Source organism: Sphaerisporangium sp. NPDC088356, assembly GCF_040685555.1.
Classification (GTDB): Bacteria; Actinomycetota; Actinomycetes; order Streptosporangiales; family Streptosporangiaceae; genus Sphaerisporangium.
Window position 1 is genome coordinate 12518 of sequence record NZ_JBFBIK010000030.1, and the last position, 24177, is coordinate 36694.

The 24177-nt window shown below is 71.2% G+C and carries 21 protein-coding genes, 1 tRNA gene and 1 pseudogene; 12 read left to right on the forward strand and 11 right to left on the reverse strand.

The genetic code is table 11. The annotated features are described in order from the left end of the window. Positions 1-29: 29 nt before the first annotated feature. Positions 30-848, forward strand: coding sequence for a GNAT family N-acetyltransferase (locus AB0O34_RS14070; protein ID WP_363915741.1), 819 nt, complete (start codon positions 30-32; stop codon positions 846-848). Positions 849-863: 15 nt separating this feature from the next. On the opposite strand, the gene AB0O34_RS14075 is transcribed toward AB0O34_RS14070, so the two are convergent. Further along, positions 864-2246 carry a cellulose binding domain-containing protein gene (locus AB0O34_RS14075; protein WP_363915742.1) on the reverse strand — a complete coding sequence of 461 codons (1383 nt, stop codon included), beginning with the start codon at positions 2244-2246 and terminating at the stop codon, positions 864-866. A gap of 305 nt (positions 2247-2551) precedes the next feature. On the opposite strand from AB0O34_RS14075, the gene AB0O34_RS14080 reads away from it, so the two are divergent. The 5 genes from AB0O34_RS14080 to AB0O34_RS14100 all read left to right on the forward strand — a co-directional run bounded on the left by AB0O34_RS14080 (position 2552) and on the right by AB0O34_RS14100 (position 7299). After that, complete coding sequence (locus tag AB0O34_RS14080) at positions 2552-3037, forward strand: GNAT family N-acetyltransferase (protein ID WP_363915743.1); 486 nt, start codon at positions 2552-2554, stop codon at positions 3035-3037. A gap of 194 nt (positions 3038-3231) precedes the next feature. Next, positions 3232-3885: a methyltransferase domain-containing protein gene (locus tag AB0O34_RS14085; protein WP_363915744.1), complete on the forward strand. Its 654-nt coding sequence runs from the start codon at positions 3232-3234 to the stop codon at positions 3883-3885. A 144-nt stretch (positions 3886-4029) separates the two neighbouring features. Next, a complete protein-coding gene (locus AB0O34_RS14090) occupies positions 4030-4821 on the forward strand; it encodes an SDR family NAD(P)-dependent oxidoreductase (RefSeq protein WP_363915745.1) in 792 nt (263 codons plus the stop codon). Positions 4822-4824: 3 nt separating this feature from the next. Beyond that, positions 4825-5661, forward strand: a complete 837-nt coding sequence (locus tag AB0O34_RS14095) for a hypothetical protein (protein ID WP_363915746.1) — start codon at positions 4825-4827, stop codon at positions 5659-5661. Positions 5662-5802: 141 nt separating this feature from the next. Next, on the forward strand, positions 5803-7299 hold the full coding sequence (locus AB0O34_RS14100) for a von Willebrand factor type A domain-containing protein (RefSeq protein WP_363915747.1): 1497 nt from the start codon (positions 5803-5805) through the stop codon (positions 7297-7299). 15 nt (positions 7300-7314) lie between these two features. Here the strand turns inward: AB0O34_RS14100 and AB0O34_RS14105 are convergent, their stop codons facing one another. Further along, positions 7315-7863, reverse strand: a complete 549-nt coding sequence (locus AB0O34_RS14105; RefSeq protein ID WP_363915748.1) for a hypothetical protein — start codon at positions 7861-7863, stop codon at positions 7315-7317. 163 nt (positions 7864-8026) lie between these two features. Here AB0O34_RS14105 and AB0O34_RS14110 point away from each other — a divergent pair. Then, positions 8027-8099 (forward strand) — tRNA-Ala (locus AB0O34_RS14110). 60 nt (positions 8100-8159) lie between these two features. On the opposite strand, the gene AB0O34_RS14115 is transcribed toward AB0O34_RS14110, so the two are convergent. After that, positions 8160-10040: a propionyl-CoA synthetase gene (locus AB0O34_RS14115; RefSeq protein WP_363915789.1), complete on the reverse strand. Its 1881-nt coding sequence runs from the start codon at positions 10038-10040 to the stop codon at positions 8160-8162. 110 nt (positions 10041-10150) lie between these two features. Beyond that, on the reverse strand, positions 10151-11080 hold the full coding sequence (locus AB0O34_RS14120; RefSeq protein WP_363915749.1) for a ScbA/BarX family gamma-butyrolactone biosynthesis protein: 930 nt from the start codon (positions 11078-11080) through the stop codon (positions 10151-10153). 92 nt (positions 11081-11172) lie between these two features. Here AB0O34_RS14120 and AB0O34_RS14125 point away from each other — a divergent pair, with 92 nt between their 5' ends. After that, positions 11173-11793: a ScbR family autoregulator-binding transcription factor gene (locus tag AB0O34_RS14125; RefSeq protein ID WP_363915750.1), complete on the forward strand. Its 621-nt coding sequence runs from the start codon at positions 11173-11175 to the stop codon at positions 11791-11793. On the opposite strand, the gene AB0O34_RS14130 is transcribed toward AB0O34_RS14125, so the two are convergent. The 3 genes from AB0O34_RS14130 to AB0O34_RS14140 form a co-directional block, all read right to left on the reverse strand. Further along, positions 11778-12539: a glucose 1-dehydrogenase gene (locus AB0O34_RS14130; protein WP_363915751.1), complete on the reverse strand. Its 762-nt coding sequence runs from the start codon at positions 12537-12539 to the stop codon at positions 11778-11780. The two genes, AB0O34_RS14125 and AB0O34_RS14130, sit on opposite strands and share 16 nt — an antisense overlap. Positions 12540-12645: 106 nt before the next feature. Continuing rightward, positions 12646-14295, reverse strand: coding sequence for an FAD-dependent oxidoreductase (locus tag AB0O34_RS14135; RefSeq protein WP_363915752.1), 1650 nt, complete (start codon positions 14293-14295; stop codon positions 12646-12648). Beyond that, the gene (locus AB0O34_RS14140) at positions 14292-14552 is read right to left on the reverse strand and encodes a UBP-type zinc finger domain-containing protein (RefSeq protein ID WP_363915753.1); all 261 of its coding nucleotides are present in this window, start codon (positions 14550-14552) and stop codon (positions 14292-14294) included. Before AB0O34_RS14140 ends, AB0O34_RS14135 begins: the two co-directional genes overlap by 4 nt. Before the next feature lie 211 nt (positions 14553-14763). Between AB0O34_RS14140 and AB0O34_RS14145 the strand changes: the two genes are divergently transcribed. Further along, positions 14764-16278, forward strand: a complete 1515-nt coding sequence (locus AB0O34_RS14145) for an ATP-binding protein (RefSeq protein WP_363915754.1) — start codon at positions 14764-14766, stop codon at positions 16276-16278. 16 nt (positions 16279-16294) lie between these two features. Here AB0O34_RS14145 and AB0O34_RS14150 read toward each other — a convergent pair. The 4 genes and pseudogenes from AB0O34_RS14150 to AB0O34_RS14165 form a co-directional block, all read right to left on the reverse strand. Then, a pseudogene (locus AB0O34_RS14150) lies at positions 16295-17509 on the reverse strand (low temperature requirement protein A); the annotation flags it as partial. A gap of 10 nt (positions 17510-17519) precedes the next feature. Continuing rightward, complete coding sequence (locus tag AB0O34_RS14155) at positions 17520-18248, reverse strand: SDR family oxidoreductase (protein ID WP_363915755.1); 729 nt, start codon at positions 18246-18248, stop codon at positions 17520-17522. Positions 18249-18254: 6 nt separating this feature from the next. Beyond that, positions 18255-19709, reverse strand: coding sequence for a GMC oxidoreductase (locus tag AB0O34_RS14160; RefSeq protein WP_363915756.1), 1455 nt, complete (start codon positions 19707-19709; stop codon positions 18255-18257). Beyond that, positions 19696-20736, reverse strand: coding sequence for an ankyrin repeat domain-containing protein (locus AB0O34_RS14165; RefSeq protein ID WP_363915757.1), 1041 nt, complete (start codon positions 20734-20736; stop codon positions 19696-19698). The genes AB0O34_RS14160 and AB0O34_RS14165 overlap by 14 nt, the downstream gene beginning before the upstream one ends. A gap of 274 nt (positions 20737-21010) precedes the next feature. Between AB0O34_RS14165 and AB0O34_RS14170 the strand changes: the two genes are divergently transcribed. The 3 genes from AB0O34_RS14170 to AB0O34_RS14180 are packed head-to-tail and all read left to right on the forward strand — an operon-like array spanning position 21011 to position 24175. Then, positions 21011-21721: an EthD domain-containing protein gene (locus tag AB0O34_RS14170; RefSeq protein WP_363915758.1), complete on the forward strand. Its 711-nt coding sequence runs from the start codon at positions 21011-21013 to the stop codon at positions 21719-21721. Then, entirely contained in the window at positions 21718-22542 is an 825-nt protein-coding gene (locus AB0O34_RS14175) for a type 1 glutamine amidotransferase domain-containing protein (protein WP_363915759.1), read from the forward strand. The genes AB0O34_RS14170 and AB0O34_RS14175 overlap by 4 nt, the downstream gene beginning before the upstream one ends. Positions 22543-22549: 7 nt before the next feature. Then, positions 22550-24175, forward strand: a complete 1626-nt coding sequence (locus AB0O34_RS14180) for a thiamine pyrophosphate-binding protein (RefSeq protein WP_363915760.1) — start codon at positions 22550-22552, stop codon at positions 24173-24175. Positions 24176-24177: the final 2 nt, after the last annotated feature.

The following is a 24177-nucleotide window of genomic DNA, read 5'->3' on the forward strand; positions in this document are numbered from 1 at the left end:
GGGGCTGGGCCCGTTGGCAGACTGAACGCATGATGTGGACGTTCACCGGCGACCTCGGCGAGTTCGCGGACGCCGAGGAGTGGCTGCGCCGTGACCCCGTGCGCAACACCGTCCCCCTGACCGTGCTCGGCCGCGTTCGCCACGGCCTGTGGAGCGACGGCCTGATGCTCGGCCGGCTCACCGACGGCGGCGAGGTACGCGGGGCCGTTGTGAACACGCCGCCGTATCCACTGCTCCTCGGCGACATCCCCCTCGGCTCGGTGCCCTCGCTCGCCGAGGCGCTGCGCGACCGCGCCCTGTCCGGCGTGAGCGGGCCCTTGGCGCAGGCCACGGCGTTCGTCTCGGCGAGCGGCCGGCAGGAGACGGCACGCTCGTCGCAACGCCTCTACCGGCTGGACACCCTCCGGCCGGCCTCATCCACCGGCACGGCACGGCCGGCGGGCGACGCCGACGTCCATCTTGCCGTCGAATTCGTGCGGGCCTTCACGGAGGAGGCCGACCCCAGGGCCTCGCGAGAGGACCCGCTGCCGCAGGTGAAGCTCCGCATCGGGCAGGGTGAGTTCGTGCTGTGGGAGGACGGCGGGCGGCCGGTCGCGATGGCCGGGTTCTCGCGCCCGATCACCGGGATGTCGCGCATCGGCCCGGTGTACACCCCGCCGGGGCTCCGCGGGCGCGGGTACGGCTCGGCGGTGACGCACGCCGCGACGCGCGCGGCCGGGGAGGCCGGGGCCGATCTGCTCCTGCTCTTCACCGACCTCGCCAACCCGACGTCGAACTCCATCTACCAGGCCCTCGGATATCGCCCGGTCGCCGACTACGCGAGCATCTCCCTGGCGCAGCGGGGCTGAACACGCCCTGATCCATCACGCGCAGGCGGCGCCGTTCAACGCGAAGCCCGACGGTGCGCCCGGGGTGCCCGTGGACGATCCGTTGAAGCCGAGGCCGACCACGCCCCCGGCGGCGACGCTTCCGTTCCATGACGCGTTCCGCACCGTCACCGCGGTGCCCGACTGGGTCCAGGTGCCGTTCCAGCCCTGGGTCACGCTCACGCCGGGCGGGAGGGTGAAGGTGACCGTCCAGCTCGTCAGCGCCGCCCCCCTGTTGGTCACGTTGATCTGGCCGGTGAACCCGCCCGGCCACTCGCTCTGCTTCGCGTACGACACCGAGCAGGCGCCCGCCGTGGGCGTGGGCGTCGGGGTGACGGTCGGGGTCGGTGTGGGGGTGGGCGTGACGGTGGGGGTGACCGTGGGTGTGGGGGTCGGGGACGGGCCGTCGGTGGTGTAGGCGGCCTTGGTGTACGCCGCGCCGCAGGGGGAGCATCCGGCCGGAAGGGAGAAGCTGTAGACGCGGCCGTTGTTGACGAGCGCGTCGGAAGCGTCGCGTACCCGTATCTGGTACCGCGTCCCGGCCGTCTCGGTGGGCGCGATGATGTACGACTGGCCCATGTCACTGTTCATCTGGGCCTTCTGCCAGGCGCCTCCGGCGTAGTACTCCACACCGTGGATGCCGTCGCGCAGGTGCGACACGGCGATGGCCGGCCAGTACTGCTGGGCGCCCTGCATGAAGCCGATCTGGATGTCGCCGGTGTACCCGGGCGCCGAGACGAACGACCAGGTGACGTGGCGGTTGTTCCAGTGGTTCGGGTACATGTCGCCGACGGGGACGCCGTTCTTGGCGAACCTGTTGAGCGAGCCCTTGGCGAGGTCCAGGTGGTACGGGTCGTCGCGGCACCAGGCGTTGGCGTCGCCGCAGCTGTCCGCGACCACCATGTTCAGCGTGGCCCCGTTGTAGGCGTCGGCCGTCCACGAGCCGTTGCGGCAGAACGCCTGGCCGGGCGCGCCGTCGTTGACGCCGGTGCAGTAGTCGGCCACCGACACCCGCACCCATCGCCCGCAGTTGAGCCCATTGTTCCACATGCCGATCTTGGCGGCCATCGACGGGGGCAGCGGCCGGGCGTAGTTCCCGTAGTCGCCCGGCGTGTTGAACACGTTGAGCGCGACGAAGTCCTGACTGTCGAGCACCGACTGCGGAACGCCGCATCCCCCGTACGGGGAGCCGAGCGCGTCGAAGTAGGTCGCGTTGCCCGTCACCGGCGCGGGAGGGTCCGCCAGCGCTAGGGCTTTCGCGGAGAGCTGGAACACGACCAGAGCGGAGAGAAGGAAGGCGACGAGCAGGGCAGGAAGCGCTCCGCGCCTGCGGTCGCGGGGCGCCGAGCCCGCCGGTCGAGCACGGTACAGGTCTGTCATCGCCGTCTCCGTCCACGTCGTGGCCCGGCCCCGGGAACCGAACTCAGGTCCCCTCGCAGGGCGGGGTCACCCTAAGTCGGCCCGGAATCGGCGGACAACGCCCGCGTGCTCCCGTGGACGGCGCCGCAGGTCGCCGGGGCGCACGTGAAGGTCGAATCTGAAACTTCCATCCGGAGATCGCGGCGCGGGAGCGACGACCAAGCGGGACGGGGAGCGCGGCCAAGCGGGGACTCAGCGGTGAGTAAGCCGGGCCCGCCAGCCTGGATTCCGGCCGCACGCCGCGGTCCCCGCCATGGAGGTATGCCATGCCGTTCCTGCCCCGCACGCATGAGATCCCGCCGGGGGTCGACCACGTGTCGTTCCGGATCAGGCCCATCACCGTGCACGACGTCGTGAAGGACTACGACGCCGTGATGGCGAACGCAGACCTGCTGCGCGGGAGTTTCCCGCTGTGGGGCTGGCCCCACGAGAGGATGACGATCCAGGACGACCTCATCGACCTCGCCTGGCACCAGAAGGAGGCGCTGCTGCGCAGCTCGTTCAACTACGCGATCATGACGCCCGACGAGTCGCGCCTGCTGGGCTGCGTCTACGTCGACCCGCCCGAGAAGGCCGGCGCGGACGCCGACGTGTCGTTCTGGGTCAGGGCCGACCAGGAGCAGTCAGGGCTGGAGGAAGAGGTCGAGCGCGTCGTGCGGAAGTGGATCGCCGAGGCGTGGCCGCATGAGTCCGTGCGCTGGCCGGGCAGGGACATCTCCTGGGAAGAGTGGGACGCCCTGCCGGACGCCTGATCACGGCGAATCCCCGGCCTTCCGGCAATTGCACGACCGCCCGCGGGCCGCCATTCGCAATTGCGTTTATAACCAGCAAGATCCGTATTTGTCCCCCTATATTGTCAACTCTGATCCTGACTGGTCTTGACTTGACGTGTGATATCCCTCTATCTAAGGAGAGTCAGGAATCGGCGCAGTGTTGGGTGGACGGAATGACAGCGAGAGGCTCGCGCCCGGCGCACCGGGCCGCGCAGGCCGGCGCGTTCGACCGTATCGGCGAGCGATATGACGAGGCCTTCCCCTACAAGGGCGGGCAGATCGCGTCGGCCGAGTGGGTCCTGCGCAAACTGCGCCCCGGCGCGCGGGTGCTCGACGTCGGCTGCGGCACGGGCCTGCCGACGGCCCGCCAGTTCGTGGACGCGGGATGTGACGTGACGGGCATAGACATCTCGCCGGTCATGCTCTCCCTGGCGGCGAAGCACGTGCCCGAGGCCGACCTGCGCCGGCTCGACGTCGTCGAGCTGGACGGCAGCCTCGGGCGGTTCGACGCGGTCGTGGCCTATTTCTCGCTGTCGATGCTCCGCCGCGACGAGATCATGATGACGCTGCTCACGCTGCACGAGCTGCTCGTCCCCGGCGGCTGGCTGGCCCTCGGCATGGTCGAGATCGACGTGGACGACGCGCCGGTCCGCGTCCTCGGCACGCCCGTCCGGATGACCGGATACGCCAGGTACGCGCTGCGGGCGGTCGTCCAGGAAGCCGGTTTCAGCGTGCGCGAGCAGATGGACCTGGCCTACGTTCCCGCGACCGATGACGAGCCGCTCGAAATGCAGCTCTTCCTCAACTGCCGGAGGAACACCTTCTGACCGACGCCTTCACTCCGCGTCGCGTACCGGCTCGCACCCCGCTCGCTCGCCGCGGACCGGCCCAGGGCGGGCAGGTGTTTGACGGGCGCGTGCAGAGCGCTTAGGTTCCGGATACCGACTGGTCGGTTTGAACGGAGAGCGCGTATGCGGGTGCGAGACAGGGTCGTCGTCGTGACCGGGGCGGCCAGCGGCATCGGGCGGGCCATGGCCCAGCGGTTCGCCGCGGAGGGCGCGGCGGGCGTGGTCGTCGCCGACCTGGACGAGGCGGGCGCCGCCCGGGTCGCCAAGGACATCGGCGAGCGGGCGATGGCCGTACGGACCGACGTTTCCGTGCAGGAAGAGGTCAGCGCCCTCGCCGACGCGGCGGAGGAGACCTTCGGCCCCGTCGGGCTGTTCTGCTCCAACGCCGGCGTCATCACCGGCCACGGGCTGGACGCCGACGACCTCGACTGGTCCAGGACCATCTCGGTGAACGTGCTCGCCCACGTGTACGCCGCACGCGCGATGGTGCCGAGGATGGTCGAGCGGGGCGGGGGCTACCTGCTCAACACCTGCTCGGCCGCCGGGTTGATCAGCTGCCCGGGGGACGCGCCGTACGCGGTGACGAAGTCGGCCGCGATCGCCTACGCGGAGTGGCTCTCGATCCACTACCGGACCAAGGGGCTCGGCGTGAGCGTGCTGTGCCCGCAGGGCGTCCGTACGGGGCTGCTCGGCCAGGGCATGGACGAGCACCACCTCACCGCCCGCGCGGTCAGCGCGTCCGGCCCCATCCTCGAACCCGACACGGTGGCGCAGGCGGTGATCGAGGGCCTCGACGCCGAGCGGTTCCACATCCTGCCGCACCCCGAGGTGGGCGAGTTCGTCCGGCGCAAGTACGACGACCCGGACCGCTGGCTCTCCGGCATGGCCCGATTCGTCGACTCGCTGGAAGGATGACCCGTGGTCAGCACGCATACCGCCAGGAGGGCGTGGCGCCGCCTGGAACCCGTCCACGGGATGATCTACTTCGTCCCCGAGGCGGTCGAGCAGTTCGCCGCCCTCGGCGTCACCGACCGGCAGATGGGCTACTTCGCCTCCCGGGGCGCCGCCTTCGGCAGGGTGAGCGCCGAGGTGGTCATCGCGACGTTCTTCAACTTCTGCCCCGGCCTGGTGCGGCGGGCGCTTCCGGCCGCCTGGGACATCGTGACCCCGCAGCGGTTGCTCGACGCGCGGCTGCGGGCGGCGGGGAACGCGCTCAAGCGTGCGGGCCTCGACCAGCACCCCGACCTCCCCGAGACCCTCGCCCTCGCCAGGCGGGCGGCGGAGGCGGCCCTCGGGCACCTGGAGGGGCGCCCGCTGTTCGCGGCGCACGCCACGCTGCCGTGGCCCGAGGAGCCACATCTGACGTTGTGGCACGCCCAGACGCTGCTGCGGGAGTTCCGGGGCGACGGCCACATCGCGGCGCTCACGGTCGAGGGACTGAACGGCCGCGAGGCCCTGGTCCTCCACGCGGCGAGCGGGGACGTGCCCGCGATCTTCCTCAAGGCGAGCCGGGGCTGGAGTGCGGAGGAATGGGACGCCACCGAGGAGGACCTGCGCGGACGCGGCCTGCTCGGGGAGGGCCTGACGCTCACCGGCGAGGGCGAGGCGCTGCGGCGGCGGATCGAGGACCGCACCGACGCGCTGGCGCTGCCCGCCTACGCCGCGCTGGGGGAGGAGGACTGCGCCCGTCTGGCCGAGCTCGCGCGCTCCTTCGGCCGGACGGTCGTCGACAGCGGCCTGCTGAGCTTCGCCTGACCGTACGAGCCTTCGCCGCGAAGCCTCTCTGGCGGAAGGCGGTGGTCACGCGGCGGGAACGGTTAGCAGTCGCTTGGGTGACGGCTCAGGCGGAAGCCGTGCGACGTCCGTCGTAGGGGGTGACAACGAGGGAGGCCTCCGATGAAGTCACGAATCCTCGCCTGCGTCCTGTTGGCGCTCGTCCTGCTCGTCTCGGCCTGTGGTGGCTCGTCCAACGAGACCGGCCAGGCACGGCGACCCTCCTATCCGTCCGGCGCCGGGAGCGCGCCGGACACGGGGTCCGGGAAGGGCACGGCCCGCGCGGTGCCGAGCCCGGCACGCGGCTCCCGTAGCGAGCCCGCCGACAAGATCTCCACGTTCGCCCTGGACGTCGACACCGCCTCGTACGGCTACGCGCGGGCCGGCCTCAAGGAGGGGCGGCTCCCCGACCCCGCGCAGGTCAGGCCGGAGGAGTTCGTGAACGCCTTCCGGCAGGGGTACGCCGAGCCGTCCGGTGACGGCTTCGCCGTCCAGCTCGACGGGGCGAGGGGCGCGGCGGAGGGCACCGCGCTGCTGAGGGTCGGGCTGCAGACCAGGACGGCCGAGGCCGCGGCCCGCAGGCCCGCCAACCTCACCTTCGTCGTGGACGTGTCGGGCTCGATGGGCGACCCTGGACGGCTCGACCTCGTGCGCGAGGCCCTGCACACGCTGGTGGACCAGCTCGGGCCCGGCGACCAGGTGTCGATCGTCTCCTTCAGCGACGAGGCGCGGCTGCGCATCTCCATGACCCCGGCGAGCGAGCGCGCCGATCTGCACGCGGCGGTCGACTCGCTCGGCACTGAGGGCTCCACCAACCTCGAAGCCGGGCTCGTCACCGGGTACGAGGAGGCGTCGCGGGCCTTCCGGCCGGTCGCGACGAACCGGGTCATCCTGCTCTCCGACGGTCTGGCCAACACCGGGAACACCTCCTGGCAGGGCATCCTCGACCGGGTCAAGGAGCAGGCCGGCCACCGGATCACGCTGCTCTGCGTCGGTGTCGGGCGGGACTACGGCGACGCGCTGATGGAGCAGCTCGCCGACAACGGCGACGGCGCGGCGGTCTATGTGAGCTCGCCGGAGGAGGCGCGCAAGATCTTCGTGGAGCGGCTGCCGGCCGGCCTCGACCTGCGGGCGCGCGACGCCAAGGCGCAGGTCGCGTTCAACCCGGCCACCGTCGAGTCGTACCGGCTCCTTGGGTACGAGAACCGCACGCTCGCGCAGGAGGACTTCCGCGACGACGCCAAGGACGGCGGCGAGGTGGGCCCCGGCCATGCGGTGACCGCGCTGTACGCGGTGCGGCTGCGGCCGGGGACCTCGGGGCAGGTCGCCATGGCGACGGTCCGCTGGCAGGATCCCGACACCAGGGAACCGGCCGAGATGAGCCGCGCGGTGGACCTTTCTGAGCTGTCGGACGCGCTGTGGGAGGGGTCGTCGCCCCGGCTCCAGGTGGACGCGGTGGTCGCCGCCTTCGCCGAGCGGCTGAGACACACCGACGACGAGCTGTTCACCGAGGACCTCGATGGCCTGGCCGGCCACGCGACGCGGCTCGCGTCGGCGACCGAGGACCCCATGGTCACCGAGCTGGCGGAGCTGATCCGGACGGCAGGCTCGCTGGAGTGAACCGGACCTCGGGCGTCAGGACCGTCCGAGGATCGGGATCGCGGCCTTCCTGGGATCGTCGCTGAAGTAGAAGTCGTACATCGCCTGGGCGAACTCGTCCTTCGCGAGATGCCGGTCGCCGTCGGTGTCCAGAAGGATGAACGCCTCGCGCGCCTCGGAGGTCTCGACGTCGTAGGCGGACCACAGGTGGAGGTACTCCTCCAGGCTGAGCTTCTCGTCGCCGTCGGTGTCCAGGGCGTCCCAGAGGGCGTCGGTGATGGGCCAGACGATGGCCACGATGAACGCGGTCCTGTCGAGCTTGGGGGACACGGTGTACTCGACGTACCTCTGACGGCTGACGCGGCCCAGCTCGTCGGTGCCCACCTCGGCCACGATGTTCTCCCAGACCTGGGCGTAGGCCTCCCGGAGGTGCGCGCGGGCGGGGGCGTCGGCGGAAAGGCCCAGGCGGTCGGCCAGCATGGAGCCGACGAGGTGCATGTCGTCCTTGTCGATGTAGCCGTCCTGGTTGACGTCGCTGGTGTCGAACGCGGATCCGGCGTTGAGCTCCTGGGGGCTCGGATGCATCTCGGCTCCTCACAGGGAGTGACTTTGGGCGACTAATCGTTACCCTGTGTGAGCATCGGTGTCAACGCGTAACCGTGAACCCCGGCGGTTCGGCCCGCCCGGCGATGTCCGATACACTGGCGAGGCACCAAAGGCGGTCAGCTGGCCGGCAGTGGTGTGACCTGGGGCTATGGCGCAGCTGGTAGCGCGCCTCCATGGCATGGAGGAGGTCTGGGGTTCGAATCCCCATAGCTCCACACCTTCATATCTCACCTCCGACGCCGCCTCCAGCAGGCGGCGTCGGTCTTTCTCCTCGGTCACATGCGCGATCGGAGCACCGGGCGCAGCAGGTCGAGCACGGCGGCGTCCTCGATCGTGGAGGGCACCGGCTCGTCGGCCCCGTCGGCGATGCCGCGCATGGTCTTGCGGAGGATCTTCCCCGACCGGGTCTTGGGCAGCCCCGGCACGATGTCCACCTGCTTGAGGCTCGCCACCGCGCCGACCTGGTTCCGGACGAGAAGCACCAGCTCGTCGCGGAGCGCGCCGTGGTCGGCCTGGACGCCGCTCTTGAGCACCACCAGCCCGCGCGGCACCTGTCCCTTGAGCTCGTCGGCGACGCCGATCACCGCGCACTCGGCCACGGCGGGATGGCCGGCCAGCACGGCCTCCATCGACCCGGTGGACAGGCGGTGCCCCGCCACGTTGATGACGTCGTCGGTACGGCCCATGACGAACAGGTAGCCGTCCTCGTCGAGGTGGCCGCCGTCGCCGGTCAGGTAGTGGCCGGGGTAGGCCGACAGGTAGGACGCGACGTAGCGCTCGTCGTCCTCCCAGAGCGTGGGAAGGGTGCCGGGCGGCAGCGGCAGGCGCAGGCAGATCGCGCCCTCCTCGCCCGGGGCGCAGGGCCCGCCGTCCGGGTCGAGGACCCGCACGTCGTACCCGGGCACCGGCACCGTGGGGGAGCCGGGCTTGATGGGCATGGGGGCGAGGCCGCGCAGGTTGGCGGCCACCGGCCAGCCGGTCTCGGTCTGCCACCAGTGGTCCACCACGGGCACGCCGAGCTTCTCGGTGGCCCAGTGGTAGGTGTCCGGGTCGAGCCGCTCGCCGGCCAGGAACAGTGTCCTGAGCGATGAGATGTCGTACTTCGCGAGGAGCGCCGCCGACGGGTCGTCCTTCTTGATCGCCCGGAACGCCGTCGGCGCGGTGAACAGCGCGTTCACGCCGTGGTCGGCGATCACCCGCCAGAAGGCCCCGGCGTCCGGCGTGCCCACCGGCTTGCCCTCGTAGAGGATCGTCGTCGCGCCGAGGAGCAGCGGGCCGTACACGATGTAGGAGTGGCCGACCACCCAGCCGACGTCGGAGGCCGCCCAGAACACCTCGCCGGGCGCGACGTCGTAGACGTTGCGCATGCTCCACAGCAGCGCGACCGCGTGGCCCCCGTTGTCGCGCACCACACCCTTGGGCTTCCCTGTGGTGCCGCTGGTGTAGAGGATGTAGAGCGGGTCGGTGGCGGCGACCGGCACGCACCCGGCGGGGACGGCCGTGGCCATCGCCTCGTCCCAGTCGAGGTCCCGGCCGGGCACCAGCGTCGCGGGGGCCTGCTCCCGTCGCAGGATGACGCAGCCGCGGGGCTTGTGCCCGGCGAGGTCGAGCGCGGCGTCCAGCATCGGCTTGTACGGCACGATCCTCGCCGGCTCGATGCCGCAGGAGGCGGACACGACGACCACCGGCCGGGCGTCGTCGATGCGCATGGCCAGCTCGCGCGGGGCGAAGCCGCCGAACACCACCGAGTGGACGGCCCCGAGGCGCGCGCAGGCGAGCATGGCGACCACGGCCTCGGGCACCATCGGCATGTAGACGACCACCCGGTCGCCGCTGCCGACGCCGAGCCCCCTGAGCACCCCGGCGAACCGCGCGACCTGCGACAGCAGCTCCGCGTAGGTGTACGTGCGGGCCGTGCCGGTGACGGGGCTGTCGTAGACCAGGGCCGCCTGGTCGCCCCGCCCGCCGTCCACATGCCTGTCGAGCGCGTTGTAGCAGGTGTTCAGCTCCCCGCCGGTGAACCACCGGTAGAACGGCGCTTCCTGCGCGTCGAGCACCTTGTCCGGGGCACGGTCCCAGCTCACGGCCTCGGCGGCCTCCCCCCAGAAGCCGTCGGGATCGGTGATGGCCCTCGCGAAGACGTCCGCGTACGACATGCTCACCCGCTCACCTGTCAGTTGGTCGACGACCGCCATCATGACGCGCCGAGCCGGAGAACGACAGGGGCCGCGGGCAGGGGATCAGGCGAGGTGGACGTCCGGCCGGCTCAGGCCGGCCTCGCGATGACCTGGCCGCCGGCCGCCGGCGTGCCGTACTGCTCGATGGAGATCCGTACCGGCACGTCGCCCGAGGGCAGCGGCTCCTCGGCGTGCGCGTGGACGAGGCAGGGGGCACCGAGCTCCACGTAACGGTTGAAGGTCGCGTACAGCTTCGCGGACATGACCGGTAGCGGCTGCGCGAGGAGCCGGGTCGCCTGGCGCATGGCCTCCATGAGGGCCATGCCGGGCACGTGGTCGACCTTGTGGTCGAAGAGCACCGGATGGGCGGGGTCCACCCGCAGCAGCCAGGTGTCGTCGAGCCCGGTCGGCGCGAGCACGACGTCCTCGGGCCGGTCGCGGCCGACCAGCTCGGGCGTGATCGGATCCGGGAGCGGGGCGGGCACGGGCGGATGTCCGGGGCGGGTCGCGGCGCGCAGCCGGTCGTAGGCCGCCTGGGACACGCAGTCGAAGCTCCCCTCTCCCATGCCGACCAGCTCCCCGTCCCGGTAGAGGTCCACGTGTCCGCGCAGGCCCGCCAGGTACTTGCCCCGGTGCCGCACCTCGCTGCGCGTGAAGCGGAGCACCAGGTTGGTGGGACCCGGGCCGATCGTCAGGTCCCCGAGGTCGGCCTCGTAGGACAGCTCCCAGAGGAGGAACTGCCGGCCGAGCGGGCAGTCCAGCTCGGCGTGGCTCACCACGAGCCCCGCCTGCCGGATCGTCTCGGCGATCAGCAGGGGATCGTGCCTTCCGGCGACCGGGCGATAGAAGGTGTGCGTGCGGGGCCACTGGGCCGCGAGGATGGTGGTCTTGTCGTCCAGGGACCGCCAGCCGGTGATCATGACCTCGGACACCGCCGCGCGGTGCACCAGGTGGCGGGAGACCGGCTGCTCGAAGAACGACGGGCCGACCGACAGGTCGAAGGCTTGGTGCGTCGTCATGGCTATTACCTCTTCAGAGTTCCTGCCTTTGAGGCAACGCGGGGCATAGGATACCGACCGAGCGGTATTTTTTGGGAGGATCACCATTCGTCATGGCTAAACAGGCACGAGCGCTGGCCACCAGGCAACGGGTCCTGGAAGGCGCGGCAGAGGTGTTCGAGGAGTTCGGCTACGCGGCCACCACGATGGCCCAGATCCTCGAGCGTTGCGGGGTGACCAAGGGGGCGCTGTACTTCCACTTCGGCTCCAAGGAGAAGCTCGCGAGGGCGATACTCGACGCCGACGAGAAGCTGCTGGCCTCTCTGGTGTCCGTCGACCGCTCGCCACTCCAGCTGGTGATCGACGCCAGCCACGGGTTCGCGAGGGAGCTGCAGAAGAACGTCATCGCCAGGGCCAGCGTCCGGTTGGCGATCGAGCACGGGACCTTTTCAAGGGCTGAGTTCACCACCCACGTGATGTGGCAGGACGGTGCCAGGGACCTCCTGGCCAGGGCGCGGCAGCAGGGTGACCTGCTGCCCGATATCGACATCGACGCGGTGGCCGAGACGGTGGTCGCGGCCTTCACGGGGGCGCAGATCGTGTCGCAGGCCGTCTCCGGCCGCAGAGACCTGCGCAACAGGCTCACGAACTTCTGGAAGCTGCTGCTGCCGGGGATCGTGCCGGCCGACCTGATCGGCCGCTTCGATCCCGCGGGCACCTATATCAACGTGTAGCCGCCGTCCACGGGCAGGGTGACGCCGGTGACGAAGGACGCGCGGTCGCTCACGAGCCACGCCGCCGCCTCGGCGACCTCCTCCGGCTCGGCGGTCCTGCCCTGGGGGGTGACCGCGTGCAGAAGGTCCTCGATCCCGGGCCGCAGGGCGAACCAGGCCTCGATCATCTCCGACCTGGTCGTGCCCGGCGCGATCGCGTTGACGCGGATGCCCTGCTTGGCGTACTCCGCCGCCGCGGCCTTGGTCAGCCCGACGACCGCGTGCTTGGAGATCACGTAGGGCGCCGCCACCGGCGTCGCGACCAGGCCGCCGACGCTGCTGGTGTTCACGATCGCGCCGCCGCCGCCGGCGAGCATCTGGGCGATCTCCCGGCGCGTGCAGTACCAGACGCCGCGCAGGTTGACGTCCACGATCGCGTCGAAGACGGCGTCGTCCATCAGGTGCATGGGCGCCTGCTCGGCTCCCATCCCGGCGTTGTTGAAGGCCACGTCGAGCCGCCCGAACTTCTGGACGGTGGCGGAGACCGCGCGGTCGACGTCCTCCGGCCGGGTCACGTCGGCCACCGTGTAGGCGGCCTCGAAGCCCTTTGCGGATAATTCGTCGACCAGATCGCTCAATTCTCGCTCGCGTCGTGCCGTGACCATGACGGCGGCTCCTTCACGGGCGAATACCCGTGCGGCCGCGGCTCCGATTCCGCTGCTCGCCCCGGTGATAAGGGCGACCTTTCCTGATAATATTCCCCACATGTCTATATTGTCGCCATGTCGGGCACCGATGGCAATGGCGCGGAATGTATAAATCGTGTGAATTCTTGAATAATGGAGTTTCGTAGGGATTTAGCTTTTTAGGGGATTATGTGCTGGCGCGATAACGGTGCATGAGCGCCACCGCCATGGCCCCCTCGCCGACCCCCGACGCGACCCGCTTGACCGAACGGGCGCGCACGTCGCCCGCCGCGAAGACGCCGGGCACGCTGGTCTCCAGCAGGTACGGCCCGCGCGAAAGGTCCCAGCTCGCGGGTGGCACGTCCGGCCCCGTCACCACGAACCCGTGGTCGTCGCGCTCCACAGAGCCGTCCAGCCACCCGGTACGCGGCCGGGCGCCGATGAAGGTGAAGACGAAGTGGGCGGGCTCCTCGGTCGTCTCGCCGGTGAGGACGTCGGTGAGCGTGATGCGCTCCAGACGCTCCTCTCCGTCGAGCTCCACGACGCGCGTCCCAAGGCGTACCTCGATGACGGGAGTCCTGAGGATCTCGTCCACGAGGTACTGCGACATCCCCGCCTCCAGGGACCCGGCCCTGATCAGCATGGTCACCCTGCTGGCGTAGTTCGCGAAGTGCAGGGCCGCCTGGCCGGCCGAGTTGGCGCCCCCGATGACGTAGACGTGCTGGGAGATGCACGACTGGCTCTCGGTCGTCGCGGCGCCGTAGTAGAGCCCCGCGCCCGCGAAGCGGTCGGCGCCGGGGACATCGAGGCGGTTGTAGGAGACCCCCATCGACAGCAGCACCACCTCCGCGCTGATCTCGGTGCCGTCGGCCAGCGTGATGATCCGCGCGGGGTCGGCCCTTCGCAGGCCTGTCACCTCGACGGGATACAGCAGCTCCGCGCCGAACCGGCGCACCTGCGAGACGGCACGGCGGGCCAGGTCGCGCCCGGAGAGCCCCGCGGGGAAGCCGAGGTAGTTCTCGATGAGGCTGGAGGTGCCCGCCTGCCCGCCGGGGACGTCGAAGTCCACCAGCAGGGTGGACAGCCCCTCGGAGGCCGAGTAGACCCCCGCCGCGAGCCCCGCGGGGCCCGCGCCGATGATGACGGTCTCGTAGTGCGGTCGTGAGGCCGTCCCGGAAAGGCCGAGGCGCTCGGCGAGCCGCGCGCTGCTCGGCGCCGACAGGTGGTCGCCCTCGGGGAACAGCACCAGGGGCAGGGAGTCCGTGCGCCCCTCGGCCAGCCGCGTGGCCTCCGGATCGAGGTCGATGTCCAGGAACTGAAAGGGCTGCTCGTTGCGGGTGAGGAAGTCCCTGACCGCGTGGGTCGCCGGGGAGACCAGGAACCCGACGACCTTGATGCCCTGGTAGGCGGACCGGTAGGAGGCCAGCCAGTCGGACAGGAGGTCGTCGAGCACCGGGAACAGGCGCTCCTCGGGAGGGTCCCAGGGCTTCATCAGGTAGTGGTGGAGCCTGACCCGGTTGATCGCCGTGATGGCGGCGTCGGTGTCGGCGTACGCGGTCAGCAGCACGCGTCTGGCGTCGGGGAACCGCGCGCCGGCCTCCAGCAGGAAGTCCACGCCGGTCATCTCCGGCATCCGCTGGTCGACCATGAAGAGCGCGGGGTCGTCGCCGCGCTCGTCGAGCGCGTCCAGGATGCCTAGCGCCTCCTTGCCCGACGACGCGCCGAGCACCCGGTAGCTGCTGGAGTAGGCCGAGCGCAGGTCGCGCCTGACCGCCCTCAGCACCTGCGGATCGTCGTCCACGGCGAGGATCACCGGCCTGCCGGTCTCGTCACTCAATTCTCGATGACCTCCTCGTCCACGTAGCACCACGCCCAGCTCTCGCCGGGCTCGGCCGAGGCGGCGATCGGATGGCCGCTGGCGCGATGGTGCTTGGTCGCGTGCCGTCCGCGGGAGGAGTCGCAGCAGCCGACGTGACCGCAGCTGAGGCACTCTCTGAGGTGCACCCAGCGCTGCCCGAGCGCCAGGCACTCCTGGCACCCGTCGGAAGTCGCCGCCACCTCGCGGATCTGGTCAACGTGCGAGCATTGGGCCACAGCGGCCTCCATGTCCGGGAAGTTGCACAGGCCAAGTGATCCACAGCGTAAGCACATGGATACGAATGCGGACGCGGACCTGATTAAGTCCGGCGAATCAGGCTCTCCGCTTCCTGGCGCCCCCGCACACCCGACAAAGTGCAGACGGATGCTTTGACCTCCCGCACGGCCGGTGTAACGCTCCCTTCACCGGCGTGAGAGGAGCCCATCCATGGGTGACACAGGCGTGCTCCCGGAGGAGTTGCGGGCGCATCCGCTCTTCCACGGACTCACCGACGACCAGTACGGCTGGCTGTCGGCGGCGGCCCGCTCCCGCGAGCTGGCAGACGGCGAGGTGCTGTTCACCGAGGGGGCTCCGGCGAGGTTCTTCGTCGTGCTCCTGGAAGGCGAGCTGCTCATCTCCAAGGTGGTCGACGACCGCGAGGAGGTGCTGGCCCGGCACTCGACCCGGCCGGACGCGGAGACCCGCGCGTCGCTCGCTCACACCTTCACCGGCGAGCTGTGCGTGCTGGCCGGCGACGCCTACCTCGCCACGGCCACCTCCGTCGGCGACAGCCGCGTCGCGCTCTACGAACGCGACGCCTTCCTGCACATGCTGGTGCTCACGCCGACCGTGTCGGAGCTGGTCATCCCCGTGCTCGCGCTCCGCGCCCAGGACATGATCGTGAGCGCCGGGCGCCGTTCCACGCTGGCCTCGCTCGGCACCCTGGCGGCGGGCATCGCCCACGAGCTGAACAACCCCGTGGCCGCGGTCACCCGCGCCATCGGCGAGCTGGACGACGCCGTGGCCGAGCTGGAGGAGGCGGCCGAGATCTGGGGTGAGACCGCGACGGCGAGCGAGCGTGAGGCCGTACGGGCCGCGCAGCGCGACTGGCGTGCCCGCGCCCGGGGCTCGGGGCCCGGCGACGCGCTCGGCGTGAGCCAGGTGGAGGAGCGGCTCCAGGACTGGGCGGAGGACCACGGCCTCGACGACGGGGCCCGCCTCGCCGAACTGCTGGTGGAGCGCGGCCTCGACGTCGGCTGGCTGGAGGACCTCGCGGGGCGCCTGCGGCCCGACCGCCTGCCCGCCGCGCTGCGCTACCTCTCAGAAAGCCTGCGGGTGCGCTCATCCGCCGTGGACGTGCGCGACGCCGGGACGCGCGTCTCGGCGATCGTGAGGAACACCAAGGAGTACACCAACCTCGACCGCGCCCCCGAGTCGGACGTCGACGTCCGCGAGGGGCTGGAGGCCACGCTGGCGATGCTGCGCCCGCAGCTGGCGGGCGTCACCGTGGTCCGCGAGTACGCCCAGCCGCTGCCCCGCATCCCGGGCTATCCCACCGAGCTCAACCAGGTGTGGACCAACCTCATCGACAACGCGGCCGCCGCCATGGCGGGCGGCGGCGAGCTGAGGATCAGCGCGCGCGGCGAGGGCGGCTGCGTCGTGGTCGAGGTCGCCGACACCGGCCCGGGGATCGACCCCGTGGTGCTGCCGCGCGTGTTCGAGCCGTTCTTCACGACCAAGGACATCGGGGCGGGCACCGGGCTGGGCCTGCACCTGACCCACCGCATCGTGACCAGGCGTCACCGGGGGTCGATCACGGTTCGCTCGCGGCCCGGGGATACTCGCTTCCTGGTGAGGCTGCCAGGCCGGTCGGCGGATGCGACGCCTGGGCCGGCGGCGGATGCGACGGAGGCCGGCCAGGCCCGTCCGGTCGCGGCCGGTGCCGGATCTCCGCCCAGGTGAGCAGCGCCAGGATGCCCGCGAGGGCCGCGGTCACCGCCAGCCCCGACAGGGCCCCGGAGGCCGTGCCCAGCGCCAGAGCGCTCACCGCGGCCGCGACGCGGGCGGCGATCAGGCGCCTGCTGAGCGGCCGGCGGATCAGCAGGTGCGCCGCGGTCGTCGCGAGCAGGAAGGCGGCCGCCCCGCCGGCCAGGGCGAGGCCCGCGCCGGCCGGGAGGTGGTCGTCGGAGGCGTGCTCGATGAGGACCTCGGAGCCGACCGCGGTGGAGGCGAGCCCGGCGAAGATGAGCAGGTGGCCGTAGCCGTAGGCGAAGCCGCGCACGAGCGTGGAGCGCCCGCCGGTCAGCGCGTGGATGATGACACCGTGGTCGACGTGCTCGAAGTACACCCACCACAGGCACGCGGCGATGACGAACGCGAAGAACGCCACGGGGAACGCGGCGGGGGCCAGGCCGGTGCCCCGCGCCCCCCACGCGACGGCGAGCACCGACTCGCCGAGCACGATGAGCGTGAAAAGGCCGAGCCGTTCGGGCAGGTGGGAGGCGTGCGCGGGGGGTGAGCGCACGATCAGGTAGGCCAGGAACGGGGTGGCTATCTCGACCATCAGCGCCAGCGCCCACAGGGCCACGTGCCAGGGGGACGAGACGAACACCGAGAGCAGCCACAGGGCCCCGCCGCACCCGAACCCGGCCACGTAAATGCCGCAGAGCTGGCGGAGCGCGGCGTTCTGCACCGCGTTCCCCGGCTCATCCGGCGTCGCCTGGCTCCCGGCCGTGCCGTGCGGAGGCGAGTGGTCGGTGGCGTTCTGCGACGCCGCGCGCCGCGCGTAGCCGTACAGGGCGACCAGGATCGCCTGGAGGGCGACGTTGGCCAGCGCGAAGCCGTGCGGGCCGCCGAGGCCGGCCCCGGAGGAGGGGCCGGCCGCGACGCTGATGGTTGCCGCGAGCATGAGCGAGCCGAACATGCCGGCCAACAGAGCGATCCTGAAGTGCGCCGCGTCCGTCTCGAACAGGTCGGCGTAGTAGGCGAAGCTCATCCAGATCCACCAGACCGGGACGAACAGCGCCAGGAAGATCAGGAACCCGTGGGCGGTCAGATCTTCTCGCAGCGTGCGGGCCAGCTCGGAGACCGCGACGACGAAGACCAGGTCGAAGAAGAGCTCCAGCCACGACGCGTGCGTCTCCTTGGTGGAGCCCGCCAGGTGGCGCAGCCTGGGTGAGTGGGCGGTGCTCACGGACCTCCTATTAGACGCTGAGTTCCGCGGGCACGCGGCCCGTGGGCATGTCGATCACGCGCAGGACGGCGCCGGCCACGTCCTCGGGGCGGAGCATCGAGGACCTCGGCGCCCATGAGCGTGCCCAGTCTGCCATCGGCGTGTCGACAAGTCCCGGACATACCGCACACGCGGCGACCCCTTCGCCGAGCAGCTCCTGGTGCAGGGCGGCGGTGAAGCCCACCACCCCGAACTTGGCCGCGCAGTAGAGGGAGAACCCGGGGTCCGCCCGCTTGCCGGAGACCGAGGCGATGTTGGCGATCAGGGGCCGCCCGCCGTCGCGCGCGGACTTGCGCAGGTAGGGGAGCGCCGCCTGGCAGAACAGGATCGTGGCGCGGAGGTCGATGTCGAGCACCTCGGCCACGGTCGCCTCGGTGTAGGAGTCGAGGGGGCCGGCCGCCAGCACGCCGGCGCTGTTGACCAGCACGTCGAGCCGCCCCCATCGCTCGATGTGGGCGGCGACCGCGGCCTGCGCGGACCCCGGCTTCGCGACGTCGGCCACCACGCCGTGGACGGCGGGGCCGCCGGGACCTCGGCCGGCGGACTCGCCGCCGAGCCGGTCCACGGCCTTGCCCAGCCTGCCGGTGTCACGGCCGAGCACGGTCACCTCGAACCCGCGTGCGACCAGGGCCCCGGCCACCGCCAGGCCGATCCCGCTGGAACCCCCGGTGACCAGGGCCGCCTGTCTTGGAGACGTCATCGGTCTCTATCCCTCCACGATGTCGGGGACGATGGCGGCCATCGCCCGCTCGGCGAGCGCGCCGATGGTGAGCGCGGGGTTGGTGCAGGCGGCGCTGCCGCCGGGGACGAGCGCGCCGTCGACGACGTAGAGCCCCGGGTAGCCGTTGACCCGGCCGTACTCGTCGGTCGCGACGCCGATGGGCACGCCGCCGCACGGGTGGCCCGTGGTGCCGGCGTCGATGGCCTCTATCTTCCCGGTGCCGAGCCTCTCGAACGTCGAGCGGGCCCCGTCGGCGATGACCGTGACCTCGGGGTCGTCGGAGGGCCAGTAGAGCTTCACCGAGTCGGTGCGGCCGTCGTAGCCGAACGAGCCCTTGGGCGGGCCGAGGCCCATGCCGATGAGGCCCATGAAGCCCTCGGGCATCCCGGCCTGGGGCACGGGCATGGCGGCCATGGCGATGGGGGCGACCGGGTTGTCGAGGTCCTCCAGGACGGCGCCGGCCGGGCCGCCCTCGCTGGGTCCCGTGGGCGGCAGGCCGCTCCTGATGATGACCAGGTCGCCGTTGGCGCCCCACCGGGTGCCGACGGCGTCCGCCAGCTTGGGGAGCACGCCGGTGTCGCGGGCGCGGACCAGGAGCTTCGTGGTGGCGACCGATCCGGCGGCCAGGAACAGGTGCCGGGTGTGGACCTCCCGGCGTGCCAGCACCCGGCCGTTGTCGTCGATCTCGTTGAAGGCCACCACGTAGCCCGAGCCGTTCTCGCGCACGTCGGTGACGACGTGCAGCGGCAGCACCTCCACCTTGCCCGTGGCCTCCGCCCGCGCCAGGTAGGTGCGGTCGAGGCTGCGCTTGGCGCCGCTGCTCGCGCCGTACCAGACCTGGCCGGCGATCAGCGACGGGGGGATGGTGCCGTCGAGCTCGGCGCGGATGACGTCCCAGTCGAGCCCGAGGTCGAACAGCCGCGCCGGGATCCCGGCGGCGGCGGCCTCGTCGAGCAGCACCCGCTGTCCCCGGTAGTGCTCGTGGGCCAGCACGTCGGCCGGCATCCGCGACACCCCGACGGCCTCGCGGACCTTGGGGTACCACACGTCGTCCAGCTCGTCGTAGTCGAGCCAGGCGGGGAACACGCGGGCGAACAGGTCGCGCCTCGGCTGGTAGAGCACGGTGTTGTACACCAGGGACCCGCCGCCGACGCCCGCGCCGGCGAGGACGTCGATGCCGTCGCCCTTGACGCGTTCGAGCACGCCCGCGTACACGTCGATCGGGAGCCCCTCCTGCGCCGGGGCCACGGTGACCGGGCTGAGCCAGGCGGCCCGCCCGTCCGGGGCGTCGTAGGTGGCGAAGGTGTCGTGGGCGTCGGTGATGGGCCAGCGCCGCCCGCGCTCCATCACGAGCGTCTGGACGCCCGCCTCCGCGAGCCGCAGCGCGGCGATCGCGCCGCCGAACCCGCTGCCGACGACGAGTGCCTCAGTTTCCATCATGGCCGCCTCCCGCGATGAGCAGGGTCACTTCGTGGTCGCCGCCCAGCACCTCTTCCGCGAGGTCCCGGGGGGTCTTGCCGTCGTGCCCGACCAGGCCGAGCGGTGCCCCGGCCTCGACGAGGACCCTGGCGCAGTCGGCGTAGCCGTGCCAGAGGGAGTCGTGCAGGGGGCTGTAGCCGTTGGTGGCGCCCTGGAACCCGAGGTCGATGCCCGGCCGGCCGACGAGCATCCGGGTGATCTCGACGTGCCCGTTGTAGACGGCCTTGTGCAGGGGTACGGCGCCGAACGTGGGCTCGATCGCGTTGACGTCGGCGCCGGCCGCGAGCAGGGTCTCGACGATCTCGGTGTGCCCGTCGCGGCACGCCACCAGCAGCGCGGTGTGCGCGTCGTTGAACCCGTTGACGACGGGCCAGCGCATGTCGACGGGGAAGCCGTCGGCGACCAGCTTTCGCACCGCGGGCGCGTCGCCCGCGGTGACCGCGTTCATGAGCGCGTGGCCGCTCGCCGTCGCCTCGTCGGACTCCTGCCTGGCCCGCAGCAGCTTGTCGGACTCGACCAGCCGCTCCTTGCCGAAGGTGTTGACGTTGAGCTCGTACTCGAAGTGCTCCTTCAGCGAGAAGCCGTAGTGGGTGGACAGGTTCAGGCCGGCGCCCCGGTCGAGGAGCACCTCGACGATCTCGGGGAACTTGAACCACAGAGCGTCCATGAGCGGGGTGTGCCCGGTCGTGGCGGCCACCGAGTCCACGAAGGCCCCGGCGTCGAGCAGGTCGCGGATCACTTCGGCGCTGCCGCCCTGGCAGGCCTTGTGCAGGGCGGTCGCGCCCGCCTTGGGGTCGGTCGTGAAGACGTCGGCCCCCGCGGCGAGCAATGCTCGTACGGCGGGCGCGTCGGCGCGGCCTGAAGCGATCATGAGAACGGTCAGCCCGGTGTCCGGGTCGCGCTCGCCGGGATCGGCGTCCGCCTGAAGCAGGTCGCGGATCTCGTCGACGGCACCGCGGCGCACCGCGGCGGTCAGCTCGCCTTTCATGTGCCACCTTTCGGTCAGGCATCCGTTGAGGTGGACAGTAGGACGGGAAGATGCCGGTGGCCATGAATCCGGCTTATTCCCCGGGCACTTTGTCAGATGGCGCGGGGCGCCGCGAGCCGCCCGAGGATAAACCGATATTTCCGGAATGCCATGCAACTTGACTTAAATTCCGGATTAAAGAGGCGAAGTCGAGAAGTCGCCGCAGGTCCTTTGACGGTCCCTGAATTCCGCTGCGATCCTCAATTCCAAGATCCTCTCGGAAAAGGGAGATTCCATGATCCATCAGTTCATCCTGGCCGCCCCGAAGCCGGGCATGACCGCCGAGGAGTTCCAGGACTACTGGGTGCATGTGCACGCGGTGAAGTTCGCCGCCAAGATCCCGCAGATCCGGCGCTACCTGATCGACTCCCGGGTGCCGTTCGACGGGGACCGTGGCACCCCGGCGCTCCCGCACCAGGGGATGGCGGAGATCTGGCTGGCCAACGAGGAGGAGCAGCTCGCCTCCCTGCAGACCGAGGAGTTCCTCCAGGGCGCCCGGCTCGACGAGCCCAACTGGGCCGCCTTCTGGATGACCATCGTGCTCGACACCGACGCCCACGAGATCGTGCCGGGCCCGCCGCTCACCGAGGCCGGCCCGTCCTGGGTCAAGCTGACGACCCTGATCAAGCGCAGGCCCGGTCTCTCCCTCGACGACTACCGCAAGCAGACCCTCGGCAGCTACGCCCCCGCGGTGAGCGGCCTGCCGGGGCTCCGCCGTCACCTGCACGCCCACACCAGGGACGGCTTCTACACCTTCGGCGAGGCGGGCTTCGACAGCGTCGAGCAGATCTGGTTCGACGACGTCGACGCGCTCCGCGAGGCGCTGGCCTCCCCGTACTTCGCCGAAACGGTCAAGCCGGCGCTCGACGCCGTCGCCGACCCCGCGCACGTGTTCTCGCTGGCTTCCAGGGAGAACTGGATCATCGGCCCCCAGGAGAAGCCATGAGCAGGAAGATTCTGGTCGTGCTGTCCGAGCACGGCTACTGGGGCGAGGAACTGCTCGGCCCGCTCACCCAATTCGACCAGCGGGGCTACGAGGTGGTCTTCGCGACCCCCACCGGCCGGCGCGCGCACGCGCTGCCGCCCAGCATGGACCCCGACTACGTCGACCCGCCGCTCGGCCGGTCGGTCACCTCTCCGGAGGTCGCCAAGCTGACGCGCGAGCTGGACGAGTCCGACCGGCTGGACCACCCCCTGGACATCTCCAGGTGGCTGCCCGAGCGCCCGTACACCGCCGACGCCGGCTACCTGCGCGGCCTTGAGGCCTACCACCGGGCGGTGGCCGCCGTGGAGGCCGAGATCGCCGAGTACGACGCGATCCTGATCGTCGGCGGCAGCGGCCCGATCGTCGACCTGGCCAACAACGAGCGCGTCCACGCGCTGATCCTGTCGTTCCTGCGCGCCGGCAAGCCGGTGGCCGCCGAGTGCTACGGCGTGGCCTGCCTGGCGTTCGCGCGGGAGTGGGAGGACCGCAAGAGCATCATCTGGGGCAAGCACGTCACCGGCCACTGCAAGGAGTACGACTACAAGGACGGCACAGGGTTCCTCGGCACGGACTTCGTGATGGGGCCGCCGCCGTACCCGCTGGAGTACATCCTGCGCGACGCCACCGGACCCGAGGGCCGCTACCACGGCAACTTCGGCAAGGAGACCTCGGTCATCGTCGACTACCCGTTCATCACGGGCCGCTCGACCCCCGACTCCTTCCTCACCGGGCAGAAGATCGTGGAGACCATCGAAGACGGCCTGCGCCGGTTCGGCTGGTGAGGCGGACGTGACCAGACGCGGCAACGAGGCGATCATCGAGCAGTTCCTCGCCGACGGCATGACGCACATGTTCGGCAACCCCGGCACCGTCGAGCAGGGCTTCCTCGACGCGCTGGAGAAGTACGACGCCTTCCGCTACATCCTGACCCTGCAGGAGACGGTCGCGGTCGGCATCGCCGACGGGTACGCCCGCGCCACCGGCGGCCCGGCCCTCGTCCAGCTGCACAGCGGGGTCGGTCTCGGCAACGGGATCGGCATGCTCTACCAGGCCAAGCGCGGTCACACGCCGCTGGTCGTGGTCGCCGGCGAGTCCGGCGTCCGCTACGAGGCGATGGACGGCCAGATGGCGGCCGACCTGGTCGCCATGGCCCGTCCCGTCACCAAGTACGCGACCCGGGTGACCGACCCTTCGTCGGTGCTGCGCGTGCTCCGGCGCGCCTTCAAGATCGCCATGACGCCGCCGCGCGGCCCGGTCTTCGTGTCCCTCCCGCTCGACGTGCTCGACCAGCCCAATGACGAGCCGGTCCTGCCGTCCACGCTGCCGCACACCGCGGTGACGCCGGTCCACGAGCTGATCGGCTCGGCGGCGTCGCTGCTCGGGGGCGCGGAGGCGCCGCTCGTGCTCATGGGCGACGGCGTCGCCACCTCCGGAGCCCAGGAGGAGCTCACCCGCGTGGCCGAGCTGCTGGGCGCCGACGTGTGGGGGGTGGAGCTGTCGGAGATGTCCTTCGACGGCCGCCACCCCCTCTTCAGGGGCCAGCTCGGCCACATGTTCGGCGAGGTCAGCCGGGCCGTGGTGGAGAAGGCCGACGCGGTCCTGGTCGTCGGCACGTACCTGTTCCCCGAGGTCTTCCCCGACCTCGTCTCGCCCTTCAGGCCGGACGCCAGGATCGTGCACATCGACCTGAACGCCTACGAGATCGCCAAGAACCATCCGGTGACGCTCGGCCTGGTCGCTGACCCGAAGGCCACGCTGGCCGCGCTCGAAGGCGAGCTGCGCCGTTCGATGACCCCCGGAGAGCGCGAGGCGGGGGCGCTGCGGCTCCGGCGGAGCGCCGAGCGGCCGCGCCAGGAGCCGGAGGACGACTCCCTGCTCGCCGCCTTCGCCCGGCAGATCGCCGTGCGGGCTCCCGAGGACGTCATGATCTTCGACGAGGGCCTGACCGCCGCCGGCGTGCTCGGCACCTACCTGCCGGCGCGGCTGCCGGGCCACTGGTTCCAGACCCGCGGAGGTTCGCTCGGCGTCGGGATCCCCGGCGCGATCGGGATCAAGCTGGCGCATCCGGAGAAGACCGTCATCGGCTTCACCGGTGACGGCGGGAGCATGTACACCATCCAGGCGCTGGCCACCGCGGTTCGCGAGGGCGTCGGCGCCAAGTTCGTCGTCTGCAACAACCGCGGCTACCGGCTGCTCGACCTCAACATCGAGCAGTACTGGCGCGAGCGGGAGATCCCCGCGCACTCCTTCCCCCGCTCCTTCGACCTGGCCTACCCCGACCTCGGCTTCGTCGACATCGCCCGCGGGCTGGGCGTCGAGGCCCTGCGCGTGGAGAAGCACAGCCAGGTGGAAGAGGCGGTCGAGCGACTGCTGCTGGACGACAGGCCCTTCCTCATCGACCTCATCACGGAGTGACC